Source organism: Salinispora pacifica CNR114 (assembly GCF_000514775.1).
GTDB classification, from domain to species: Bacteria; Actinomycetota; Actinomycetes; order Mycobacteriales; family Micromonosporaceae; genus Micromonospora; species Micromonospora pacifica.
Genome location: NZ_KI911468.1, coordinates 147,018 through 168,283, shown reverse-complemented (window position 1 = coordinate 168,283; position 21,266 = coordinate 147,018). Strand labels below are relative to the sequence as shown.

At 70.4% G+C, this 21,266-nt stretch carries 18 protein-coding genes and 1 pseudogene; 10 read left to right on the top strand and 9 right to left on the bottom strand.

The genetic code is table 11. The features are described 5' to 3' along the window. Positions 1–8: 8 nt before the first annotated feature. Entirely contained in the window at positions 9–2,135 is a 2,127-nt protein-coding gene (locus tag B118_RS0127610; RefSeq protein WP_028193816.1) for an MMPL family transporter, read from the bottom strand. Between the two features lie 157 nt (positions 2,136–2,292). On the opposite strand from B118_RS0127610, the gene B118_RS0127605 reads away from it, so the two are divergent. Together B118_RS0127605 and B118_RS0127600 are read left to right on the top strand one after the other, a co-directional pair. Continuing rightward, a complete protein-coding gene (locus tag B118_RS0127605) occupies positions 2,293–2,805 on the top strand; it encodes a MarR family winged helix-turn-helix transcriptional regulator (protein WP_033662317.1) in 513 nt (170 codons plus the stop codon). Positions 2,806–2,809: 4 nt separating this feature from the next. After that, complete coding sequence (locus B118_RS0127600; protein WP_028193815.1) at positions 2,810–4,468, top strand: CocE/NonD family hydrolase; 1,659 nt, start codon at positions 2,810–2,812, stop codon at positions 4,466–4,468. Between the two features lie 130 nt (positions 4,469–4,598). On the opposite strand, the gene B118_RS0127595 is transcribed toward B118_RS0127600, so the two are convergent. After that, entirely contained in the window at positions 4,599–4,802 is a 204-nt protein-coding gene (locus tag B118_RS0127595; protein WP_018216284.1) for a cold-shock protein, read from the bottom strand. A 187-nt stretch (positions 4,803–4,989) separates the two neighbouring features. Here B118_RS0127595 and B118_RS0127590 point away from each other — a divergent pair, with 187 nt between their 5' ends. From B118_RS0127590 to B118_RS0127580, 3 genes are all read left to right on the top strand, one after another. Beyond that, positions 4,990–5,670 carry a class I SAM-dependent methyltransferase gene (locus tag B118_RS0127590; RefSeq protein ID WP_026270988.1) on the top strand — a complete coding sequence of 227 codons (681 nt, stop codon included), beginning with the start codon at positions 4,990–4,992 and terminating at the stop codon, positions 5,668–5,670. 84 nt (positions 5,671–5,754) lie between these two features. Next, positions 5,755–6,438 carry a DedA family protein gene (locus tag B118_RS0127585; protein WP_026270987.1) on the top strand — a complete coding sequence of 228 codons (684 nt, stop codon included), beginning with the start codon at positions 5,755–5,757 and terminating at the stop codon, positions 6,436–6,438. A 96-nt stretch (positions 6,439–6,534) separates the two neighbouring features. Then, on the top strand, positions 6,535–8,205 hold the full coding sequence (locus tag B118_RS0127580; protein WP_018812828.1) for an FAD-binding oxidoreductase: 1,671 nt from the start codon (positions 6,535–6,537) through the stop codon (positions 8,203–8,205). Positions 8,206–8,348: 143 nt separating this feature from the next. Here the strand turns inward: B118_RS0127580 and B118_RS0127575 are convergent, their stop codons facing one another. From B118_RS0127575 to B118_RS0127560, 3 genes are all read right to left on the bottom strand, one after another. Further along, positions 8,349–9,497 (bottom strand): branched-chain amino acid ABC transporter substrate-binding protein, encoded by a 1,149-nt coding sequence (locus B118_RS0127575; protein ID WP_028193814.1) that lies wholly within the window; start codon positions 9,495–9,497, stop codon positions 8,349–8,351. A gap of 518 nt (positions 9,498–10,015) precedes the next feature. After that, entirely contained in the window at positions 10,016–10,210 is a 195-nt protein-coding gene (locus tag B118_RS32280; RefSeq protein WP_026270986.1) for an SMI1/KNR4 family protein, read from the bottom strand. A 46-nt stretch (positions 10,211–10,256) separates the two neighbouring features. Continuing rightward, positions 10,257–10,904 (bottom strand): flavin reductase family protein, encoded by a 648-nt coding sequence (locus B118_RS0127560; RefSeq protein WP_028188925.1) that lies wholly within the window; start codon positions 10,902–10,904, stop codon positions 10,257–10,259. 66 nt (positions 10,905–10,970) lie between these two features. Here B118_RS0127560 and B118_RS0127555 point away from each other — a divergent pair, with 66 nt between their 5' ends. Further along, entirely contained in the window at positions 10,971–11,693 is a 723-nt protein-coding gene (locus B118_RS0127555; RefSeq protein ID WP_018826808.1) for an ArsR/SmtB family transcription factor, read from the top strand. 1,077 nt (positions 11,694–12,770) lie between these two features. On the opposite strand, the gene B118_RS0127545 is transcribed toward B118_RS0127555, so the two are convergent. Together B118_RS0127545 and B118_RS0127540 are read right to left on the bottom strand one after the other, a co-directional pair. Then, on the bottom strand, positions 12,771–13,847 hold the full coding sequence (locus B118_RS0127545; RefSeq protein WP_028193813.1) for an alpha/beta hydrolase: 1,077 nt from the start codon (positions 13,845–13,847) through the stop codon (positions 12,771–12,773). Positions 13,848–14,052: 205 nt separating this feature from the next. Further along, positions 14,053–14,429 (bottom strand): annotated as a pseudogene (locus tag B118_RS0127540) (DUF4185 domain-containing protein); the annotation flags it as partial. A gap of 87 nt (positions 14,430–14,516) precedes the next feature. On the opposite strand from B118_RS0127540, the gene B118_RS34045 reads away from it, so the two are divergent. Continuing rightward, a complete protein-coding gene (locus tag B118_RS34045; protein WP_420329479.1) occupies positions 14,517–14,906 on the top strand; it encodes a helix-turn-helix domain-containing protein in 390 nt (129 codons plus the stop codon). A 106-nt stretch (positions 14,907–15,012) separates the two neighbouring features. Here the strand turns inward: B118_RS34045 and B118_RS0127530 are convergent, their stop codons facing one another. Next, the gene (locus B118_RS0127530; RefSeq protein ID WP_018811221.1) at positions 15,013–15,663 is read right to left on the bottom strand and encodes an MBL fold metallo-hydrolase; all 651 of its coding nucleotides are present in this window, start codon (positions 15,661–15,663) and stop codon (positions 15,013–15,015) included. Positions 15,664–15,670: 7 nt separating this feature from the next. Continuing rightward, positions 15,671–16,387: a maleylpyruvate isomerase family mycothiol-dependent enzyme gene (locus tag B118_RS0127525; protein WP_018811220.1), complete on the bottom strand. Its 717-nt coding sequence runs from the start codon at positions 16,385–16,387 to the stop codon at positions 15,671–15,673. Positions 16,388–16,500: 113 nt separating this feature from the next. Between B118_RS0127525 and rsgA the strand changes: the two genes are divergently transcribed. The 3 genes from rsgA (at position 16,501) to B118_RS0127510 (ending at position 21,248) form a co-directional block, all read left to right on the top strand. Continuing rightward, positions 16,501–17,295, top strand: coding sequence for a GTPase RsgA (gene rsgA / locus B118_RS0127520; RefSeq protein WP_027646239.1), 795 nt, complete (start codon positions 16,501–16,503; stop codon positions 17,293–17,295). 277 nt (positions 17,296–17,572) lie between these two features. Then, entirely contained in the window at positions 17,573–20,536 is a 2,964-nt protein-coding gene (gene uvrA, locus B118_RS0127515; RefSeq protein ID WP_018223361.1) for an excinuclease ABC subunit UvrA, read from the top strand. A 217-nt stretch (positions 20,537–20,753) separates the two neighbouring features. Further along, on the top strand, positions 20,754–21,248 hold the full coding sequence (locus tag B118_RS0127510; protein ID WP_018811218.1) for a Rieske (2Fe-2S) protein: 495 nt from the start codon (positions 20,754–20,756) through the stop codon (positions 21,246–21,248). Positions 21,249–21,266 lie beyond the last annotated feature (18 nt).

Here is a 21,266-nt window from a genome sequence, read left to right as displayed (position 1 = left end):
GAGGGCCGTCAGTCGTGGGCGGGGACCGGTACCGGGGTGGCCGGTGTCTGCCCGGGGGCCACGGCCGGCGGCCGACCGGGCCACCAGAACCGGTCGCTGAGCAGGAACACCAGGGCGGGGACCAGCACCGTCCGGACGAGCAGGGTGTCGAGCAGGACACCGATGCAGACGATGACTCCGATCTGAGTGAGTAGGATCAGCGGGAGCACGCCGAGGACGGCGAAGACCGCGGCGAGCAGCACCCCGGCGCTGGTGATGACGCCGCCGGTAACCCGGAGAGCCGAGAGCATCCCGTCCCGGGTCCCGGTGTGGCGGGCGTCTTCCCGGGCCCGGGTGACCAGGAAGATGTTGTAGTCCACCCCGAGGGCGACGAGGAACACGAACGCGAGCAGGAGCACGCCGCTGTCGAGTGCGGGGAAGCCCAGGACGTGGTCGAAGAGCAGCCACGCCGCCCCGAGGCTGGCGAAGAACGACGCGATCACGGTGAGTACCAGCAGCACCGGGGCCAGCAGGCCGCGCAGCAGCAGTACCAGGACGGCGGCGACCAGCAGCAGGATGATCGGCAGGATCAGCCGCAGGTCCAGCGTGTTGGCCTCGGCGGTGTCGTAGCCGGCGGCGACGGCGCCGCCGACCAGGGCTCCGTCGTGGGGGCCGGTGCCGGCAACCGCGGGTGGGGCGGAGTCGGGTACTGCGGCGACCGCCGCGCGCAGCTCCCGTACCGTCTGGTCGGAGGCGGCGGTGCCGGGCTCGGCGGTCAGCACCACGTCGACCTGGGCGACGGTGGCGCCGGTGCTACCCGGTTGGGCTGAGGCGACGCCGGGCACCGTGGCGGCGGCCGCAGTGACCGCGGCGACGGCGGTCGGGTTGGTGAGCACCGCGACCGGCTGGGTGGTCCCGGCGGGAAACGCGGTGGCCAGGGTCTGCGCTCCGGCGACCGCCTCCGGTTCGACCCGGAACTGTTCGGTCTCCGACAGCCCGGTGCGGACGCCCAGGCCGCCGAGGGCGAGCCCGGCCAGCAGCAGCGTCGCCAGCACCGCGACGGAGGCCGGGCGGCGCAGGACCACGGTGCCGAGCCGGCCCCACAGGCGTCCCTCGGTGACCGCGCTGCCGAGGCGCGGGACGAACGGCCAGAACAGGCCACGGCCGAAGATCACCAGGGCGGCCGGGAGTACGAAGAGCGCGGAGAACATGGCGAACACGACGCCGGTGGCGCAGGCCACGGCGAGCGCCCGGTTGTTCTCCTGCTCGGACAGCAACAGGGTGAGAACGCCGAGGACCACGGTGGATCCGCTGGCCAGGATGGGTTCCGCGGTGCGGCCCAGGGCGGTTCGCATCGCCGTGAAGCGGTCCGCCTCGCGGCGTAGCTCCTCCCGGTAGCGGGCGATCAGCAGCAGCGCGTAGTTGGTGGCGGCGCCGAAGACGAGGACGCTGGCGATGCCGGTGACGGCCCCCGACTGCAGGTTGATCCCGACCGCCGGCACGATCGTCTCGATCGCGCGCAGGGTGAGCTGCTCGGTGGCGGCGACGACCACCAGCGGCACCATCCAGAGGATCGGGCTGCGGTAGGTGATCAGCAGCAGCAGCGCCACCACGGCGGCGGTCACCGCCAGCAGGGTGGTGTCCGCGCCGTCGAAGACCCGGGTCAGGTCGGTGGTGAAGGCCGGGGCCCCGGTTACGTCGATGGTGAGGTCGCCCGGAGTGTCGGCCAGCACGGCCCGCAGCTCGTCGATGGTCTCGACGGTCCGTTCCTGCCCCTCGGTGGCGGACAGCGGTACGGCGATCAGGGCGACCGAGCTGTCCGGGGCGACCTGCGGTGGCGGCACCTGCCCGTTTACCGCGAACCGGCGAAGTTCGTTGCGCTGCCCGGTGAGGGTCTCCTGGTCAGCGGCGGTGAGCGCGTTGCCGTCGGTGCGGCTGACGACGACGAGAGCCGGTTGGACCTCACTGGCGGGCAGCTGTTCCTGGAGCCGTTCGACCTGGGTGGACTGCCACTGGTCGGAGAGACCGGTGGCGGATACGGGGGCGGGGTTGTCGGGCTTCGGCAGCCCGAAGACGGCGGCGCCGAGGACGATCGCGGCGAGCACGGTGAGCCACGCGGCCCACCTGCCCCGCGCGACGTGGGTGAAGACGGACATCGTTTCCTCGTGGGCTCGACGGGATGACGGCTCGGGTGCTCACATCGGGGAATACGCGATTGCCAAGTATCTTGGCAGGCGAGATTATCGGTATCTCCGCTATGCTGCAACCACACCACCAGGGCGAGGAGAAAATCGGGACGTGGCAGGTCAGAGCATGTACCGGCGACGCGACACCCGACGCGAGCACCTCATCGCGGAGATCACCAACGAGCTCCGGCGGTACTCGGTGGACGCCCAACACGTCGGCCACGCCTTCGCCCACCTGCACGGACTGGGCGCCACCGACCTGCAGGCCCTGATCGCCGTCATGGACGCCGAACTACACGGCGACCCGATCACCCCGGGTCGGCTCGGCGAACAACTCGACCTCTCCTCCGGGTCGGTCACCGCCCTCCTCGACCGGTTGGAACGCGCCGGCCACGTCCGCCGCGACCGCACCTCCACCGACCGACGCAAGGTCCTGGTGCACTACGCCGACCGCGGTGCCGAGGTGGCGAGGGAGTTCTTCCGACCGCTCGGTCGCCGGACCGACGCGGTGATGCTCGGCTTCACCGACGACGAGTTGGAGACCGTCCACCGCTTCATCACGGCCGTCCGGGCCACGCTCCGCGAACACCGCGACGCGGTCCGGGCCGCCCGCCCCGAGCCCCGCCGGGCGAACGGCTGAGGCCGTGTTCGCGGCGCTGGCGACCCGGGCAGCCACGGCCGTGTTGCGCCTGCCGCCGTCACGTACCCGCCGGGTCAGGCTGACCCGGGACATCCCGGTCCGAGTTCGCGACGGCGTGTCGCTGCGCACCGACCACTACGCCCCGGACCGCCCGAACGCGCCCACCGTGCTGATCCGCACCCCGTACGGGCGGGGCGGGCCGATCCGGCTGCTCGGCCGGCTCATCGGCGAGCGGGGCTACCACGTGGTGATTCAGTCCTGCCGGGGCACCGGCGGCTCGGACAGCCGGTTCGACCCACTGGTCCACGAGCGCGAGGACGGCCTCGACACCCTCGACTGGCTACGGCGACAACCCTGGTGGAACGGCGAGTTCGGCATGTTCGGGGTCAGCTACCAGGGCTTCGTCCAGTGGGCCGTCGCCGCCGACGCCGGGGCGGACCTCCGGGCGATGGTCGCGGTGGTGACCGCCTCCGGCACCCGCGACTCGACGTACCCGGGTGAGTCCTTCGCCCTGGACACCGTGCTCACCTGGGTCGAGCTGCTCCAGGCGCAGACCGTCGGGTGGCTCGCCCGGCAGTGGGAACTCCGGCGCGGCCAGCCCCGGCTCGCCGCCGGCCTGTCCCACCTGCCGTTGGCCGAGGCGGACCGGGTGGCCACCGGGGTGACCGTGCCCTTCTTCCAGGAGTGGCTGCGCCACCACACCCCCGACGCGGCCTACTGGCGGGCCCGGGTCTTCGGCGACCGGCTCGCCGAGGTGCGCGCCCCGGTATCCATGATCGGTGGCTGGCACGACATCTTTCTCCCCGCCCAGCTGCGTGACTTCGCGGCCCTGCGAGACGCCGGTGCCGCGCCCCGGCTCACCGTCGGGCCGTGGACGCACGGCAGTCCGGGGCTCTTCGTCGCCGCGCTCCGCGACGGACTGGACTGGCTCGACGAACACCTGGGTGGCTATCCGGGGCGCGCTCGTGCCCCGGTTCGCCTGTACGTCGGCGGGTCCGGCGGTGGTTGGCGGGAGCTGCCGGACTGGCCGCCCCCAGCCACGCCGACGCCCTGGTACCTGCACCCGGAGGGGGTGTTGCGCGCCGCGCCGTCGCCGGCCTCAGCCGCGGACGGTTTCTGGTATGACCCGGCCGACCCCACCCCCTCGGTGGGCGGCCCGCTGCTGGTGGCCCAGCAGGCCGGCCCGGTCGACAACCGGCGCGTCGAGGCTCGCCCGGATGTACTGACCTGGACCAGCGCGGCCCTGCCGGTCGCGTTGGAGATCATCGGAGCGGTCGAGGCGGAGGTCTTCGTCCGAAGTGAGCTGCCTCACCTCGACGTCTTCGTGCGACTCTGCGACGTGGACCGTCGAGGTCGCTCCTGGAACATCTGCGATGGGCTGGTCCGAATCAGCCCAACCACCTTCGCGGCCGACCCGACGGGCGCGGTCCGCGTCGCGGTGCCGTTGTGGCCGGTGGCCCACCGGTTCGCCGCCGGTCACCGACTGCGGGTGCAGATCTGCGGTGGGGCCCATCCCCGATACGCCCGTAACCCCGGCACCGGTGAGCCGCTCGGCACCGCGATCACGCTGCAGGCCGGATGGCGGGAGATCCTGCACGATCCGCGGCACCCGTCGGCGGTGGTCCTACCCACCGTGGAATATCGATACCCGTCAGCTCGGTAGTAGCCGAACCGCACATCGGAATCGCTGGTCGTCGGCGGGGTGGCGCGCTCCGGCGCCGCGGCAGGCGTGCCGAAGGCCACACGCTACGGTGACGGCGGCCGGTCGGTCCGACCGCCGTCACCGCGCCGGGTCACGCCGGGCGGACGTTATCCGCCTGCGGGCCCTTCTGGCCCTGGGTTACATCGAAGTCGACCTTCTGGCCCTCGCTCAGCTCCCGGTAACCGCTCATCGAGATCGACGAGTAGTGGACGAAGACGTCCGGCCCCCCGCCATCCTGCTCGATGAAGCCGAAGCCCTTTTCTGCGTTGAACCACTTGACGGTGCCGGTTGCCATGCATCTCTCCCTGTTCCAAGCGGGCGAACCCCGGCCGGCGGCCGATGATCGCCCGGTACCTTCCCGACAGTAGCGGGCCGCGCGCCAATCCGCTGGACGAAGTGCCGTAGGCAACGAAATGACCGGTCCGGGGGCGGACCTGCCGAACACCACACGGTGGCCCACCAGACTGGGGCATGCTGCCCCGGTGGGCGTAGCCGCGACCGCGTTGGTCGACCTGGAACGGGAGATCGCTGCGCCCGGCCACGGCCTGGACCGGCTGCGACTGTTACCCGTGCCGTTCGTGCCCGAACTGCGCCTGCATCTCGCCGAGGATCCGATCGTCTGGTGGGCGCGGATGGAAGCCCGGGCTGGGCACGCGCTGCCCCCGCCGTACTGGGCGTCGGTGTGGCCCGGCGGTCAGGCCCTCGCCCGGCACCTGCTCGACCACCCCGACCTGGTGACGGGTCGCCGGGTACTCGATCTGGCCGCTGGCTCGGGTGTGGTCGCGGTCGCCGCCGCGCTGGCCGGCGCCGCGCGGGTTGTGGCCGCGGACACCGACCCGTACTCGGTCGCCGCCGTCACGGTCAACGCGCGGGCCAACGGGGTGCGGATTGCGGCCACCGACCGGGACCTGCTGGACGACACCCCCGCCGAGTTGGACCTGCTGGTGGCCGGCGATGTCCTGTACGACGGGGCGACGGCGGCGCGGATGCTGCCCTTCCTCCGCCGCGCCGTCTCCGCCGAGGTCGACGTGCTGGTGGGCGAGCCGGGCCGCGGGCATGTGCCGACCCATGGCATGGTGGTCGTCGCCGAGTATCTGGTGCCGACCACCGAGCCGACCGCCGACTCCCCGGTGCGGCGGGTGCAGGTGCTGCGGCCACGCTGACGCCAACCCCTGAGCGGGGAATCAGGGGCTGGTGGGGGGCCCTCCGGATATCCGGGGAGGCGACGTGGTCCTAACGTGTTGGGCATGGATTGGCTGGTCCAGATTGGAGAACTCCCCACTCTTTTGCTCTTGGGGGCGCTCGGGTTGGTGATGGTCTTCGATGCCGTACCGCTGCTCGGGGTGCTGGTGCCCGGAGACGTGGCGATCCTCGCGGCTGTGGGGGTGCAGGGCCCCGCCGCCGGGCCCGCCGTGCTCGGCACCGTGGTCGCCGGCTGCCTGGCCGGCTGGTCACTGAGCTTCCTGGTCGGCCGTTACCTCGGTGACCGGCTGCGGCGCGGGCGAGTCGGTGACTGGATCGGCGAACAGCGCTGGGCGGCGGCGGAGCACATGTTGCGCCGCAGCGGCGGCCAGATGGTGCTGGTGGCGCCCTTCCTGCCGGTCCTCAACGCGCTGCTGCCGCTGGTCGCCGGTGGCTTACGGATGTCGTACCGGCGGTTTGTGGGCTGCGCGGCGCTCGGTGCGGCGGCGTGGGGCGGGCTCTATCTGGTGCTGGGCGCGGCAGCCCGGTCGATCACCGGGCTGCTGCCCGGCGCACCCAGCCCGATGGTGGTGACGATGGTGGTCGGTGTGCTGCTCGCCACCGGGGTGTTGGCGGTGACTCGGCGTCGGTTGCTGCCGGGACTGCCCGACGACGGGCACCCGGCCCCAGCCGGGTCCCTCCACCAGGCACCGGTGCCGGAGCAGGCGTCCGGCTTCGACCGTGGCTGACCGGTAAGCGGCGCCGGGCGGTGGGATACCGGTCCCGACATCAGTCGAGTAGGTTCAGTGCATCGACGTCGGTGACGGTGAAGATGGGGAGACTGGATGCCCGCGAAGCGTCGTTCATGGTGGGGCTGGGGCTACGTCGAGGACGCAGTCACCGGTGCTGAGGCCGGGCGGCTGGCCGACCGGGTGCGGGCCCTGCTACCCGACGTTGACCTGACCCCGCACGAACCGCCGCCGGTGGCCGAGTTGGACCTGGCGCCGGCGCGGGTCACGCCGCCGGCGGCGCTGTCGCACCTCTGCTCAGCTGAGCCGGCCGACCGGGCGGCGCACGCGCACGGAAAGGCGTTCCGGGACGTGGTCCGGAACCTGCACGGCGAGGTGCGGCACCCGCCGGATCTAATCGCCCGCCCCACCTCCGAACAGGACGTGGTCGACCTGCTGGACTGGTGCTCGCGCTCCGGCCTGGCGGTCGTCCCGTACGGTGGCGGCTCCTCGGTGGTCGGTGGGGTGGAGCCTCGGGTGGGCGACGGCTACCCCGGCACGGTCAGCCTCGACCTCGGCCGGCTCGACCGGGTGCTGGAGGTCGACCGGACCAGCCGGGCGGCGCGGGTCCAGGCCGGCGTGTTCGGGCCGGCGCTGGAGGAACACCTGCGCCCGCAGCACCTCACCCTGCGGCACTTCCCACAGTCGTTCGAGTTCTCCACTGTCGGCGGCTGGCTGGCGACGCGGGCGGGCGGGCACTACGCGACGGTCCTGACCCACATCGATGACCTGGTGGAGGCGTTGCGGGTGGTCACCCCGGCCGGGCTCAGCCAGTCCCGACGGTTGCCGGCCTCCGGCGCGGGACCGGCACCGGATCGGCTCTTCCTCGGTTCGGAGGGCACGCTCGGCGTCATCACCGAGGCGTGGCTTCGGGTGCAGGACCGGCCGCGGTGGCGGGCCGACGCGGCGGTGCACTTCGACGACCACGACGCGGCCGTCGCGGCGACTCGGGCGATCGCCCAGTCCGGGTTGCACCCGAGTAACTGTCGGCTGCTCGACCCGGCGGAGGCGCTGCTCAACGCCGGCGCGGCGACCGGCGGCGGGGTGCTCGTGCTGGGCTTCGAATCCGCGGACCATCCGGTCGGGCCGGTGCTGGGCCGGGCCATCGAACTGTGCCGGGACCACGGCGGGACGCTGCCCGAGCCGCCCCGGGAGCGCGACGCGTCGCCGTCCCGGGGGAGTGGCGCCACCGACACCTGGCGGTCGTCGTTCCTGCGGATGCCGTACCAGCGGGACGCCCTCGCGGCCCGGTCGATGATCGTGGAGACCTTCGAGACCGCCTGCACCTGGGACCGCTATCCGGCGCTGCGCGCCGCGGTGCTCGACGCGGTCGGCGCCGCGCTGCGGGAGGTCGGCGCCACCGGCGTGGTCACCTGCCGGTTCACCCACGTCTACCCGGACGGGCCGGCCCCCTACTTCGGCGTCTACGCCGCCGGCCGGTGGGGCAGCACCGTCGCCCAGTGGGATCAGATCAAGTCCGCCGTCTCCGCGGCGCTGCTCGCCGCCGGGGGCACCATCACCCACCACCACGCCGTCGGTCGCGACCACCGACCCTGGTACGACCAGCAGCGCCCCGAGCCGGTGGCGCTGGCGCTGCGTGCCGCGAAGGCCACGCTGGACCCGTCCTGGGTGCTCAACCCCGGCGTCCTCCTGGACGCTCCGGGCGTCGGCGGTGCGGTGCATCCGATGGCCAGCCGGTCGAGCGGTAGGGCGGAGAGGGCCGGGTAGCAGATTCCTTGTGCCGCAACGGCTCGAGAAGCTGCATTGTGTGTTTGCCCCCCCCACCCGCGTCGCCGCAGTGCTGCCCGGCCGTCAGGGCCGATCCGATCGCGCGGCCGGGAAAGCCCCGGCCGCGCAACGGTCCTCCGGGCTTAGCTGAGCTTGATCTCCTGCTGGGCCGTGAGCTCACCGCCCTTGATCTCGTAGGCCCACGTCACTACCCGGGACTTGTCCACGTCACCGTTCTCATCGAACTTGAGGGACTTCGAGACCCCCTCCTTGTCGTACGAGTCGACCCACGCCAGCAGATCCGCACGCGTGGTGTTGCCCTCGGCCAAGCCCTCGATCAACACGTTCGCGGCGTCGAAACCCTCGGCACCGAAGGGCCCTGGAGGCCCGCCGTACGCCGCTTCGAAGTCAGCCGCGAAGGTGCCACCGGCCTTTTCCGACGGCAGACACAGGCAGGTAATGATCGCACCCTCGGCGCTGGCCCCGGCACCCTTCGGGAAGGACGGGTCGTAGATCCCGTCGAGGCCGAGGAAGGGCGTCGTAATGCCGGCCTCCCGCAGCTGCTTCACCAACGGCGCCGCCTCGTTCGTGTAGCCGCCGTAGGCGATCGCGTCCGGCTCGGCAGCCTTGATCTTCGAGATGGTGGCGGCGAAGTTGACCTGCTTCTCCTGCACCTGATCGGTGCCGCCCGCCAACCCACCGAGCGCCTCGGTCAGCTCGTCGGTGATGCCGGCGCCGTAGGTGGTGCCGTCATTGATCACGAAGACCTTCTCGGCCTGCACGACGTCTCTGAGGTAGATGGCAGCGGCGGCACCCTGGACGGCGTCGTTGCCGACCACCCGGTGGAACACCTCGTTGCCGCCCGCGGTCAACTCGATCGCGGTCGCCGATGGGCTGACCATCACCATCTCGGCCGCCTCGTAGACAGCCATCGTCGCCTTGCTCTCACCGGAGAACCCACCGCCGATGACGCCCACGAAGGACGCGTCGCCGGCCACCCTGTTCGCGACCGGCGTGGCTTCGGTCGGATCACCCTTGGTGTCGAACTCCTGCAGGGTCACCTCGCAGTCCGGGTTCGCCTCGTTGTGCTGCTTCACCGCAAGTTGGGCACTCTTGAGCGCCGGGATCGCCAGACCCGAGTTCGGGCCGCTGTAGGCACCGAACATGGCGATCTTGCCACCGCAGTCACTGCTGCCGGCGGTGTCGTCCTTCTCCGCCTGGCAGCCCGCAGCGCCAATGAGGGCTGCCGACAGCCCAATGGCGCCGAGCGCCCGTACGTACTTACGCCTCACGGCTGTAGACCTCCTCCAGTTGCAGGAGCCCGAGCGCACCCGAGGCAGCCGGCCGCACCAGTACGGCGGCCTCCCCACCTCGATGTGAGCCCACACCTGCTACGGCTCGTGATGGCGGAGCGTACTGGGCCGACAAACGGTCCTGGAAGCCCTCGAAGTCACGCTTGTTAAACCGTTACGGATACAAACGTCGATATGGCCTGAACCTGTAACATCCGGCACAGTTGCCCCGAGACCCGCAGGCGGGCAACTCAGGCAGCAGGACCGTGTTCGACGCCGCCTCGTGTGGATCGTCGGCAAGCCACCGTTGGGCTGCCGCAACCCGGGTGGACTGTCTATCGGTGACGGTGGGGAGACGGGATGCCCGCGAAGTGCCGGCGCGGGTCATCCGCCGGTGGTGCTGGCGTCGCGCGCCACGCAGGCGGCGCTGGACCCGGCCTGGGTGCTCAACCCCGGCGTCCTCCTGGACGCTCCGAGCGTCGCATCGACCGGTCGCGGTCATCGCTCCGGCCGGGTGTTCACAGGCAGCCCTGCGGACAGAAAGCCCGATGATCGGCGGCAAAGCGGAACCCGAACTCTTGCTCGATCCGGTCAATTTCCGAGTCGGTGAGTCCGGGGTCTACGGTACAGGCCGATCCGAGCCGCAGCCGCCGCATCGCCTCCTCACTGAGACGGCAGCCATCCTCGCCCTCTTGATCAAGCCTTGCCATCACGACGCGAGACTCTACCTCGTCAATTTGTCACGGATTTGCGCCTTCGTCATCGCACCGACGCACTCACGTCGGGCGTCTCAGAGCGAAAGCTGTGGCCGAGTTGGGCGCCGAGGCCGAAGTAGTGGCGGAAGTTGTAGATCAGTGGATTCCAGGCGCTGGGGTCGACGTGGTCGGTGCCGGCCACGACGATACCGGGGTCGGCGTGCACGGCGAGGACCTGGGCTTCGACGATGAGGAAGGCACCGCCGGTGGCGGTGTGGATCCGGCTGGCCCGGGCCTCCACCTGTAGCGGGCAGTCGGCGACCCGAGGCGGGTTTACGTGCAGTGACTCCTGCGGGCGCAGGCCGGCGGCGGTGAACTTCGCAGGTTCGAAGCGAAACCGGTCGCGTTTGCTGGCCGGTACCGGATGCCGGCCGGTCAGCGACGCGATACGTTCGACCGCCTGCCACTGGTGGGCGGCGGGCAGGTTGATGACCATCTCGGGACGTGCGGTGAGGTTGTGGCCGCTCTGCCCGTCGGGGCCGAGGCCGAGTACGACGGTGTGGCCCAGTGCCCATGCCGACGAAATCGGTGCCAGGTTGGCACTGCCATCGTCGTTCTCGGTACTGAGCAGCACCACCGGGGTACCGAAATACAGGATCTTCGGGCTGATTGTCAGGTGTGTGGCGGCAGTCGGGTCACTGAGGGTTGGCATAGGTGTCGAGGCTAGGCACGAAGCGTTTCGGTGGTCGCCGAAATGTCGCCGTGCCATGCTCGGGCGATGGACTCCCGCGAGGCCGCCTCGGCGGTCGCAGGTTGGGCGTCGTTGCTCGCCGATGACACCCGGGCAACGGTGTGCCTGGCTCTGCTCGATGGACGGGCCTGGACACTGGGCGAGTTGGCCCGCCACGCCGGGGTGGCGGCGTCGACGCTGAGCCAGCACGCTGATCAGCTGGTCGCCGCGGGGCTGTTGGTACAACACCGTCAGGGCCGACACCGTTATCTGCAGATTGACGGTCAGGCCGCGCCGCTGATCGAGGCCGTGGCCGCCGCGGCCGGACACCGCCCGGCTCCCACGCGGTCGCTGGCGGGCGCACGTCGCGGACATGCTCTGGCGCACGCGCGGACCTGCTACGACCACCTGGCTGGCACCGTTGCGGTAGCCATAGCCGACGCGATGACCGAGCGTGGCCTGTTGACCTGGCGACATGGGTTGTCGCTGACCACTGATGGGGTGGCCTGGCTGGGTGATTTCGGCATTGCCGTATCCGCGGCCGATGCGCGCCGCCGACCGGCACTACGCGCCTGCCTGGACTTCACTGCCCGCCGCCCCCACCTAGCCGGAGCGGTCGGCGCCGCACTGTGCCACCACGCGTTCACCTCCGGCTGGATCACCCGGATCGGTACCAGCCGTGCGGTCACCATCACCGTCGCGGGCCGTCAGGCGTTGGTGCGACACCTGGGCATGGAGGAACAATCGCTGCGCCAGCCCCGGGCTGACTAGTCCGAGCCTACGTTCACGACGTCACCCGGAACCCTGCCTGGCCCGCCGCCGGCACACGCACGGAGGCCGAACTACGCGAGGCGATGGATCCCATCCTCACCCAATACGACTACCACCACCACCGCCCGGACCACACATCGACCGAGGGCCATCGCTAGGCATGCAGGCCCGGTCTTAGCTTTCAGCCCGGAACCAACAGCTCAAGCCCGGCCTGGTCCATGCGTGGGGCGGTTGCGGGTGTTTGAGATCGGGTTGCGTGGTTCGACCGCCAGGGTCTCAACGCTCCCCAGATTTCAGGCATCTTCCCCAGGTTCTCCTCAATCTCGTGCGATGCATTGCACCGACTTGATGTCTACTGCCTGTCCTATATGGTTGTCCGCGGTGCACTGCACAGATTTCTCTGTTCCGAGAAACAGGTCGACACGCCCGCCCTGGCGCGCCGGGCGGCCGCCCGGCCTCTGAATCTCAGGGACGGTGACGAGTGTCAACGCGCTGCAAGGGGCCTTCGGGTCCGAGGAAGTACCGACGGGCCACCACCAACAGGTGGCGGGATGTCGGAGAGTGGGTAGTACTAGTACTCAAGGTGCTCGCCTACGCCACAGGTCTGGCGATAACCCTCGCCGGAAACGGATGCGGGCCCAACTGACAACCGCCAGCTGAGCCCACATCGAAGGGGAAGGGCTCCGCCTCACGGCCTGGAAAGCTGGGGCGGGGCTCTTCCAGCAACATCACGCTGTGATACCAAACTGGTACCACAGGTGGCATCAAAAGGTACCCCCTTTTATATAAGTAGACAACTCCGGGTTGTCTACCCGAGCGAGTCCCGGTCCCCGCAGTTCAGGTTGTTCATCCGGGACTCGACCCAGCCCGCCTCGAAACCCGCCAGCATGACCTTGTCCGACACACCTCGGCGTTGGCCCACCTCATAGACCACACCATCGTTGCCGGTCTCCTCGGAGGCGAGCCGGTGCCGCGCATGGGAACCTCCTCTGCTCGGGCAAGTCGAACGGACCGCAGCACTGCGGGTGGGGCTGGGTGCCGCGACGCCAAACGACCGGCGTTTCCGACAGGCCAGTGTCAGCTGGCCGAGTCGAACGACGCCTCGAGCCGCGGAAGGTAGTCGGCGATCGCCGGGGCCCAGCAGCCATAGTTGTGACCGCCATTACACGTGGACGCCAAGGTGGAGCCGTCTCCGTAGTTGACGGTGTGGTGGGGGATACCGAGGTCGTTGAGGCGGTCCCCGACCGTCGCGGTGGCGACGGCGGTGGAAGACTCGACGGGGATCTGGTCGCCGGTGTAGAGCGCGATGGTGGTGTCAGCCAACTTGGCGAGGTTGGTCGGTGCGGCCGGGTCGACTTCGTTCCAGATCCGGTCGGCGTTGAAGATGGGGTATGGCGAGCCGAAAATAGCGTCGCTGTCGACGTACGGGCCTACGCTGGCGCAGGTGCCCTCCGGCACAGAGCTGCACACCAGGCCGGGGAGGTTGATCTCCATGGCCAGGACGACCGCGCGGATCTCCGCCATGCCGAAGTCGATCCCGCCGGACAACGAGGCGACGTGACCGAACAGGTCGGGGCGGGCCTGCGCGTAGTGCAGCGATCCGAAGCCGCCCATCGACAGACCGATGACGGCCCGGTGGTTCCGGTCGGTGCGGGTACGCAGGTTGGCGTCGATGAAGGGNACGACCTGTTCGGTGTGGAAGGTCTCCCAGTTGGCCGCGCCGAGGGCGGTGTCCTGCATGACCCAGTCGGCGTACCAACCCTTGAGCCCGCCGTTCGGAGCCACCGTGATCATCGAGTTTGAGCGCAGGGCCGGGACGGCCGCCACGTCGTGCGGGCGGCCGCCCCCGCCGTGCAGGAAGTACGCGACCGGCCAGCGCTTGTCGGGTTCGGTGGCGTAGTCGGCGGGAAGGAACACGCGGATCTGGTGTTGGCCGGACAACTGCGCGGTNGTCACGGTGAGAGTGAGGTCGGTGCTGGAGTGGGCCTCGGCGTCGACGACGGTCAGACCGTGGCCGTCGGTAAAGCTCGGGATCTCGACGGGTTGGGCCTGCGCCGCCGATCCGACGACAGCGACCGCCGCTACCGCGGCCACGGTGGCGGCGGCGGGGAGCCGCAGGAACGACCGGGTCCGGTCGGAGAACCGGGTTCTCATCGGGTGTGGTCCCTTCCTCGAGACGGTCACCGGCCTCGGTTGCTGGCAGCAACGCGGAGCGATCGGTGGACGCGTCGATTCCTCGTTCGGGCACCCCTGATGGTGGTATTCGGGCAGGTGCGGAGGACAGGCCACAACACCGGCCATTCGTGACCGGGCCGGCACCCGCGACAACAACCGCCCTCGCCGACGAAGCCGGTGCGGTTCAGACCGTGCCGACGAACTGGCTGACGTGGTAGGCGGTGGTCCTGCGGTCGGGCGTCTTGGTCCAGGTCGAGGCCAGTAGGTGCAGGCCGTTGACGTGCCGGTTGGACCACGGGTGGATGAACCCGCCGTTGACCCGGGGTAGAAGAGCTGGTCCCAGAAGACCCGACGAAGCATCATCGGGCCGTCCTGGCGCCCCGGGCGCACGGAGAAGACGTACACCCAGTCGCCGTCGCGCTGCATCGTCCACATCTGGTACGGGTCGGTGTTGGTGCCGTCGTTCCACCACTTCAGCGGAGTGCGGACGAACTCGTTGCCGTTGTCGCTGAAGGCCAGTCCGGCGTAGCGCGATCGCCAGTGGGGTCCGGGTTGCATCGGGTTGTAGCAAGTCATCCTGCGGCCGTCTAGCCTTGCTTGAGCAGTCCGCCGTTGGCCGGACACCGCAACACGCCCGCACTCCGAAGAGTGCCGAGTGGGAACGGACGCGAGTATGCGGCACGGAAGAGGCAGCCAGTACGCCTTCGTGACCTCGTGGCTGCTCAAGAACACAACGGAAGACGGTTCGCGCGGCTGCTCCGCGAAAGCCGCACAAAAGCAAGACTACGCCAGGAAGACGTAGTCGCTAGATCAGGCGTCAGCCTTTCCACCATCCAACGCTGGGAAGGCGGAAACGCCCGCGCCGCAACCCCAAACCCGACGAAGTGCAGGCCGTCTGCCGCGTGCTCGGCGTGTCCACCGTCGCAGCCGGCGTCGCGCTCGGCTACCTGTCACCGGCCGACGTCGAATACCTACCCCCACCGCCCCGGCCCCAAGCCCCACCGTCGCCGAGGCCCTCAGCGTCATCGAAGACCCTGACATGCCCGATGCCACCAAGCAGGCGGCCCTGCAGTACCTGCGGTATCTGCACAGCACACGGCCAAGCCCCACCAAACAGGACCAGGCCGCCTCCTAGCGCCGTCGGCTACCAGCCGCGCGCTCTCCACTCGCCCAGATGCGGACGTTCCGCCCCCAGCGTCGAGTCCTTGCCGTGGCCTGGGTAGAACCATGTCTCATCAGGTAGCGGCCCGAACACCTTTGCCTCCAGGTCGTCCATGATCTGTGCGAAGTCCGTCGGATTTGTTGTCCTCCCAGGACCCCCAGGAAAGAGGCTGTCCCCGGTGAACAGGTGTGCTGTGCCGGCCGGGTCCTGGTAGAGCAGGGCGATCGAGCCGGGGGTATGCCCGCGCAGGTGAATCACCTTCAGCGTGCAGTCGCCGACCGGGATTCGGTCGCCGTCGGCGAGGGGCTCCACCTTGATGGGCAGCCCGGGCGCGTCCTCGGCGTGCGCCAGCGGCCGGGCCCCGGTCTCGGCCACCACCTCTCCGAGCGCCAGCCAGTGGTCCATGTGCTGGTGGGTGGTGACCACCGTGGCGAGGCTGGCGTCGCCGATCAGGTCGAGTAGCCGGGGCGCCTCGTTGGCCGCGTCCACCAGGATCTGCTCGCCGTTGCTCCGGCATCGCAGTAGGTAGGCGTTGTTGTCCATCGGGCCCACCGACACCTTGGTGATGGTGAGCTGGCCCAACTCGCGGGTGGCTGGCGGGCCGCCGGGGGTGACATCTCCGGTGTAGGGCATTGGTCGGTCAGATCCATTCGGGTGGGGTCGGTAGCGGGCCGTCGGGGGTGACGGTGAGCCGGGTGCCGGGGCTGCGGCCGATCAGCCAGGCGGCGAGGTGGGGCGCGGCGCCGCTCACGGTGGGGGCGGCGGTACGGTCGCCGACCACCAGTTCGTGCTCTCTGCCGTCGCAACGCAGCACCATCGGCGGCGCGTCGGGGCGCCCGGCCAGGCCGGTGGCGACCTCGCGTAGGAGCCGGTGGCCGAACGCTTCCGGCCAGTCGGCGGGCTGGTAGTCGACGGCCAGGTCCACGTGGTGCACCTCGACCTCGCGAAGCCGGCCCCAGACGAGGTTCGCCGCGGACCACGGCCCGCGTCGGGTGGTGACCGTGGCGCCCCACGCCTCGGCCGGCATCGCCGCCACCGCCTCGGCGAACCGGTCCGCGCTGCGGCGCAGGTCGTCCCGGTGCGCGGCGGGTGGGCGGGCGGCGCCGGCCTCGATGTCCGCGGAGCGGGCGGCGGGGCTCGCGTACATGGGGATGGGGTCCCCGGTGCGGGCGGCGGTGAGCAGGTTGACGAACCCGTCGGCGTTGCGGGCAAGGTGGGACAGCACGTGTCCCCGGGTCCAACCGGGCAGCAGGGACGCGGCGGTCAGGCTCGTCTCTTCGAGGTCCGCCGTGGTGCGCAGGAGACGGGCCGTGGCGTCGTCCACCTCGCCGGTCAGCCGCAGTGGATCGGAGGTCACCTCTCGACCCTAGCGGTCGGGCCGTCCCTTCGTCGCCGGGGAAATCGGTTTCGGGTGTCGACGGTGCGCCCTACGGTCGGCGACAACGCGAGGCCGGGAGGTCGGAGGAGGTAGTGGATTTCATGACCATCGACCTGACCGCCCTGGGCTGGGACGCCGACCGGGCGTCCGACGCACGACGGCGCGCCGACTATCAGCCGGGCCGGGTGGCCCGGGTGGAGCGGGGGGTGTACACCGTCCTCGGGGCTGCCGGCCCGCTCCGCGCCACCCTCGGCGGGGCGGTGCTGGCCACGGCCGCCCGGGACCGGACGTACCTGCCGTGCGTGGGGGACTGGGTGCTGTTCGCCACCTGGCCCGACCGACACGTCACGGTCGAGGTCGTGCTGCCCCGGCGTACCGCGTTGCGGGAACCGCCCGCCGGCAAGGTCGCCCACGGGCAGATCCTGGCGGCCAACCTGACCGCCACGGCGGTGGTCGAGCCGATGCGTCCCGAGCCCGACCTCAGTCGGATTAGGTGCCTGCTCGCGTTCGCGCGGGAGTCGGGGGCCCGGCCACTGGTGGTGCTGACCAAAGCTGACCTGGTCGCCGATCCGGCTCCGGTGGTGCGGCGGGTTGCGGCGGCAGCGCCGGGGGTGCCGGTGCTGCCGGTGGGTGCGCGGCGGGGTGCGGGGCTCGACCCGCTACGCGCGGAGGTGGCGCCCGGTCGGACCCTCGGCCTGCTCGGCCCGCCCCGGGCGGGCCGGTCGGTTCTGGTAAACGCGCTGGCCGGCGCGGTGGCGCTGCCGACGTCGGCGAGCCGGCGGGTGGATGGCATGGGCCGACTCCACTCCGCCGGGCAGGCGCTGGTGGCGGTGCCGGGCGGTGGCGCGGTGGTGAAGGTCCCGGGGGTACGGGTGGTGCCCGGCTGACCGACGTGAGCTGGGGGAATGCGCGGGCGAAGGGAAGTGTCACACCCCAGGGCTAGGCTTGCCGAGGCACTCTTGGCGCTTGGTGACCAGGCAACCGGGTACATCAAGTGACCAGGTTACAAAGGCGACAAGTGACCAAGGTGGCCAGGTAATCATCCCGCCCAACGGGCGACACAACCGCACAGGTGACCGCTCGGCCGTCATCCGGGTCAAACCTCCCGGGCCGGCCGTCGGGCGACAGTTGCCGATCAATCCGCACCCCGGGAGAACACGCACCGTGGTTGACCGACTCATCATCCGTGGCGCGCGCGAGCACAACTTGCGTGACGTCAGTCTCGACCTGCCGCGGGACGCGCTCATCGTGTTCACCGGGTTGTCCGGTTCCGGCAAGTCGAGCCTGGCCTTCGACACCATCTTCGCCGAGGGGCAACGGCGCTACGTCGAGTCGTTGTCGTCGTACGCGCGGCAGTTCCTCGGCCAGATGGACAAGCCGGATGTCGACTTCATCGAAGGGCTCAGCCCGGCCGTCTCCATCGACCAGAAGTCGACCTCGCGTAACCCCCGGTCGACCGTGGGCACGATCACTGAGGTCTACGACTACCTGCGCCTGCTCTTCGCCCGGATCGGCCAGCCGCACTGCCCGGTCTGCGGCGAGCGGATCTCCCGGCAGACCCCGCAGCAGATTGTTGACCGGGTCCTGGCCATGGCTGAGGGCACCCGGTTCATGGTGCTCGCGCCGGTTGTCCGGGGTCGTAAGGGCGAATATGTGGACCTCTTCGCCGAGCTGCAGGCGAAGGGCTACGCCCGCGCCCGGGTGGACGGGGTGGTGCACCCGCTGACCGAGCCACCGAAGCTCAAGAAGCAGGAGAAGCACACCATCGAGGTGGTCATCGACCGGCTCACCGTGAAGCCGTCCGCCAAGCAGCGGCTGACGGACTCGGTCGAGGCGGCACTCGGGCTCTCCAGCGGTCTGGTGCTGCTGGACTTCGTCGACCTGCCCGAGGACGACCCGGAGCGGGAGCGCCGCTACTCGGAGCACCTGGCCTGCCCCAACGACCACCAGCTCGCGATCGAGGACCTGGAGCCCCGGGTCTTCTCCTTCAACGCCCCCTACGGCGCGTGCCCGGAGTGCACCGGCCTGGGCACGAAAAAGGAGGTCGACCCAGAGCTGGTGATCCCCGACCCGGAGCGCACCCTGCGGGAGGGGGCGATCCAGCCCTGGTCCGGCGGGCACACCCTGGAATACTTCCTGCGCCTGCTGGGAGCGCTGGGCGAGGCGGAGCACTTCGATCTCGACACGCCGTGGCGGGCGCTGCCGGCCCGGATCCAGAAGACGATCCTGCACGGCGCCGACGACCAGGTGCACGTGCGGTACCGCAACAAGTACGGCCGGGAACGCTCGTACTACACCGGCTTCGAGGGCGTGATGCAGTGGATCGAGCGCCGGCACTCGGATACCGAGTCGGAGTGGTCCCGGGAGAAGTACGAGGGCTACATGCGGGACGTGCCCTGTGCCGCCTGCGGCGGTGCCCGGCTCAAGCCGGAGGTGCTGGCGGTCACCGTCGCCGGTCGGAGTATCGCCGAGGTGTGCGGGATGTCCATCGGGGAGTGCGCCGAGCTGCTCGCCGGCGTCGAGCTGACCGATCGGCAGCGGCTGATCGCCGAACGGGTCCTCAAGGAGATCAACGCTCGGCTGCGGTTCCTGCTCGACGTCGGGCTGGACTACCTCTCCCTGGATCGCCCGGCCGGCACCCTCTCCGGGGGTGAGGCGCAGCGCATCCGGTTGGCCACCCAGATCGGTTCCGGCCTGGTCGGCGTCCTCTACGTGTTGGACGAGCCGTCGATCGGTCTGCACCAGCGAGACAACCACCGTTTGATCGAGACCTTGTTGCGCCTGCGCGGGCTCGGCAACACGTTGATCGTCGTCGAGCACGACGAGGACACCATCCGGACGGCGGACTGGATCGTCGACATCGGCCCGGGGGCGGGCGAACACGGCGGTCGGATCGTGCACAGCGGGTCGGTCCCGGCGCTGCTGGAGAACCCGGAGTCGATAACCGGGGCGTATCTCGCCGGCCGGAAGGAGATCCCGACGCCGGAGCGGCGCCGTCCGCAGACGCCGGGCCGGGAGCTGACGGTGCGGGGGGCCCGCGAACACAATCTGCGGAACCTGACCGTGACGTTCCCGCTCGGTCAGCTGATCGCTGTCACGGGGGTCAGCGGCTCCGGCAAGTCGACCCTGGTCAACGACATCCTGTACGCGGTGCTGGCCAACCAGATCAACGGGGCGCGGCTGGTGCCGGGCCGGCACACCCGGGTCGCCGGTCTGGAACACGTGGACAAGGTTGTCGGGGTGGACCAGTCGCCGATCGGCCGCACCCCGCGGTCCAACCCGGCCACCTACACCGGCGTCTGGGATCACGTTCGCAAGCTGTTCGCGGAGACGGTCGAGGCCAAAGTCCGGGGGTACGGGCCGGGCCGGTTCTCGTTCAACGTCAAGGGGGGCCGGTGTGAGGCCTGCTCCGGCGATGGCACTCTCAAGATCGAGATGAACTTCCTGCCCGACGTCTACGTGCCGTGCGAGGTCTGCAAGGGTGCTCGGTACAACCGGGAGACCCTGGAGGTGCACTACAAGGGCAAGACCGTCTCGGACGTGCTGGAGATGCCGATCGAGGAGGCGGCGGAGTTCTTCTCCGCCATTCCGGCCATCCACCGGCACCTTCGGACGCTGGTGGACGTGGGGCTCGGCTACGTCCGGCTGGGCCAGCCCGCGCCGACCCTCTCCGGGGGCGAGGCGCAGCGGGTCAAGCTCGCCTCCGAGTTGCAGAAGCGTTCTACCGGGCGGACGGTCTACGTGCTCGACGAGCCGACCACCGGGCTGCACTTCGAGGACATCCGGAAGCTGCTGATGGTCCTGGAGGGGTTGGTCGACAAGGGCAACACGGTGATCACCATCGAGCACAACCTCGACGTCATCAAGACCGCTGACTGGATCATCGACATGGGGCCGGAGGGTGGCCACCGCGGCGGCACGGTCCTCGCCGCCGGCACCCCGGAGGAGGTCGCCGAGGTGCCCGAGAGCCACACCGGCCAGTTTGTGCGCCAGGTGCTCAAGCTCGACGGTGCGGCGAAGGGCGCGGCGCAGGCCACCTCCCGGGCGGCCAAGGCCAACGGGGCGAAGACCCGCGCGGCCGGGGCGAAGACCCGTGCCCCACAGAGGGCCGCCGTCAAGGCTCGGTAACTGGCCTGCGTCACCGGTCCGGGTCACCCGAGGGCGACACGGACCGGTGAATGATCAGGGCGGCAAGGTGACCAGGACGGTGACCTTCGCCGGCCGGGTAGGGTCGCACGGGTGGCCCCGGGACGCGGACCGGGTGAACCGACGGGGTGCGTTGGTTTCGGGGGACCGACGGGGGCACACCATCATGGCGGTGGTCGTTGGCCGAGGAGACTGTGGAATGAGTGACGAGCAGACGGGGACCGGTGCGGGGGTCGGCACTGGCGACGGCGTACGGACCCGGCGGGCCGTGTTGGCCGGCGCAGGCGCGGTCGGCGCGGCGATGGCCCTGGCCGCCTGCGGCGACAACTCCACCGGCGAAGCCGAGGCCAGCCCTGGCCCGGCGTTGAGCGAGAGCGGCGACCCGGGTGGCGGCGATCGGGAGGGAGCCCAGTCGCTGGCCCGGACCAGTGACATCCCGGTCGGGGGCGGTGTCGTCTACGCCGCGCAGGGGGTTGTCATCACCCAACCGTCAGCGGGCGAGTTCAAGGGCTTCGACCCGATCTGCCCGCACCAGAACTGTCCGGTGGGAAACGTTGACGGTGGCACGATCAACTGCACCTGTCACGGGAGCAAGTTCTCGATCGAGGATGGTTCGGTGCTGACCGGCCCGTCCACCAAGCCCCTCGCCCCGCGGGATGTCAAAGTCAACGGCGACCAGATCTCGCTCGCCTGACCGGCGGCGGTCGGCCTG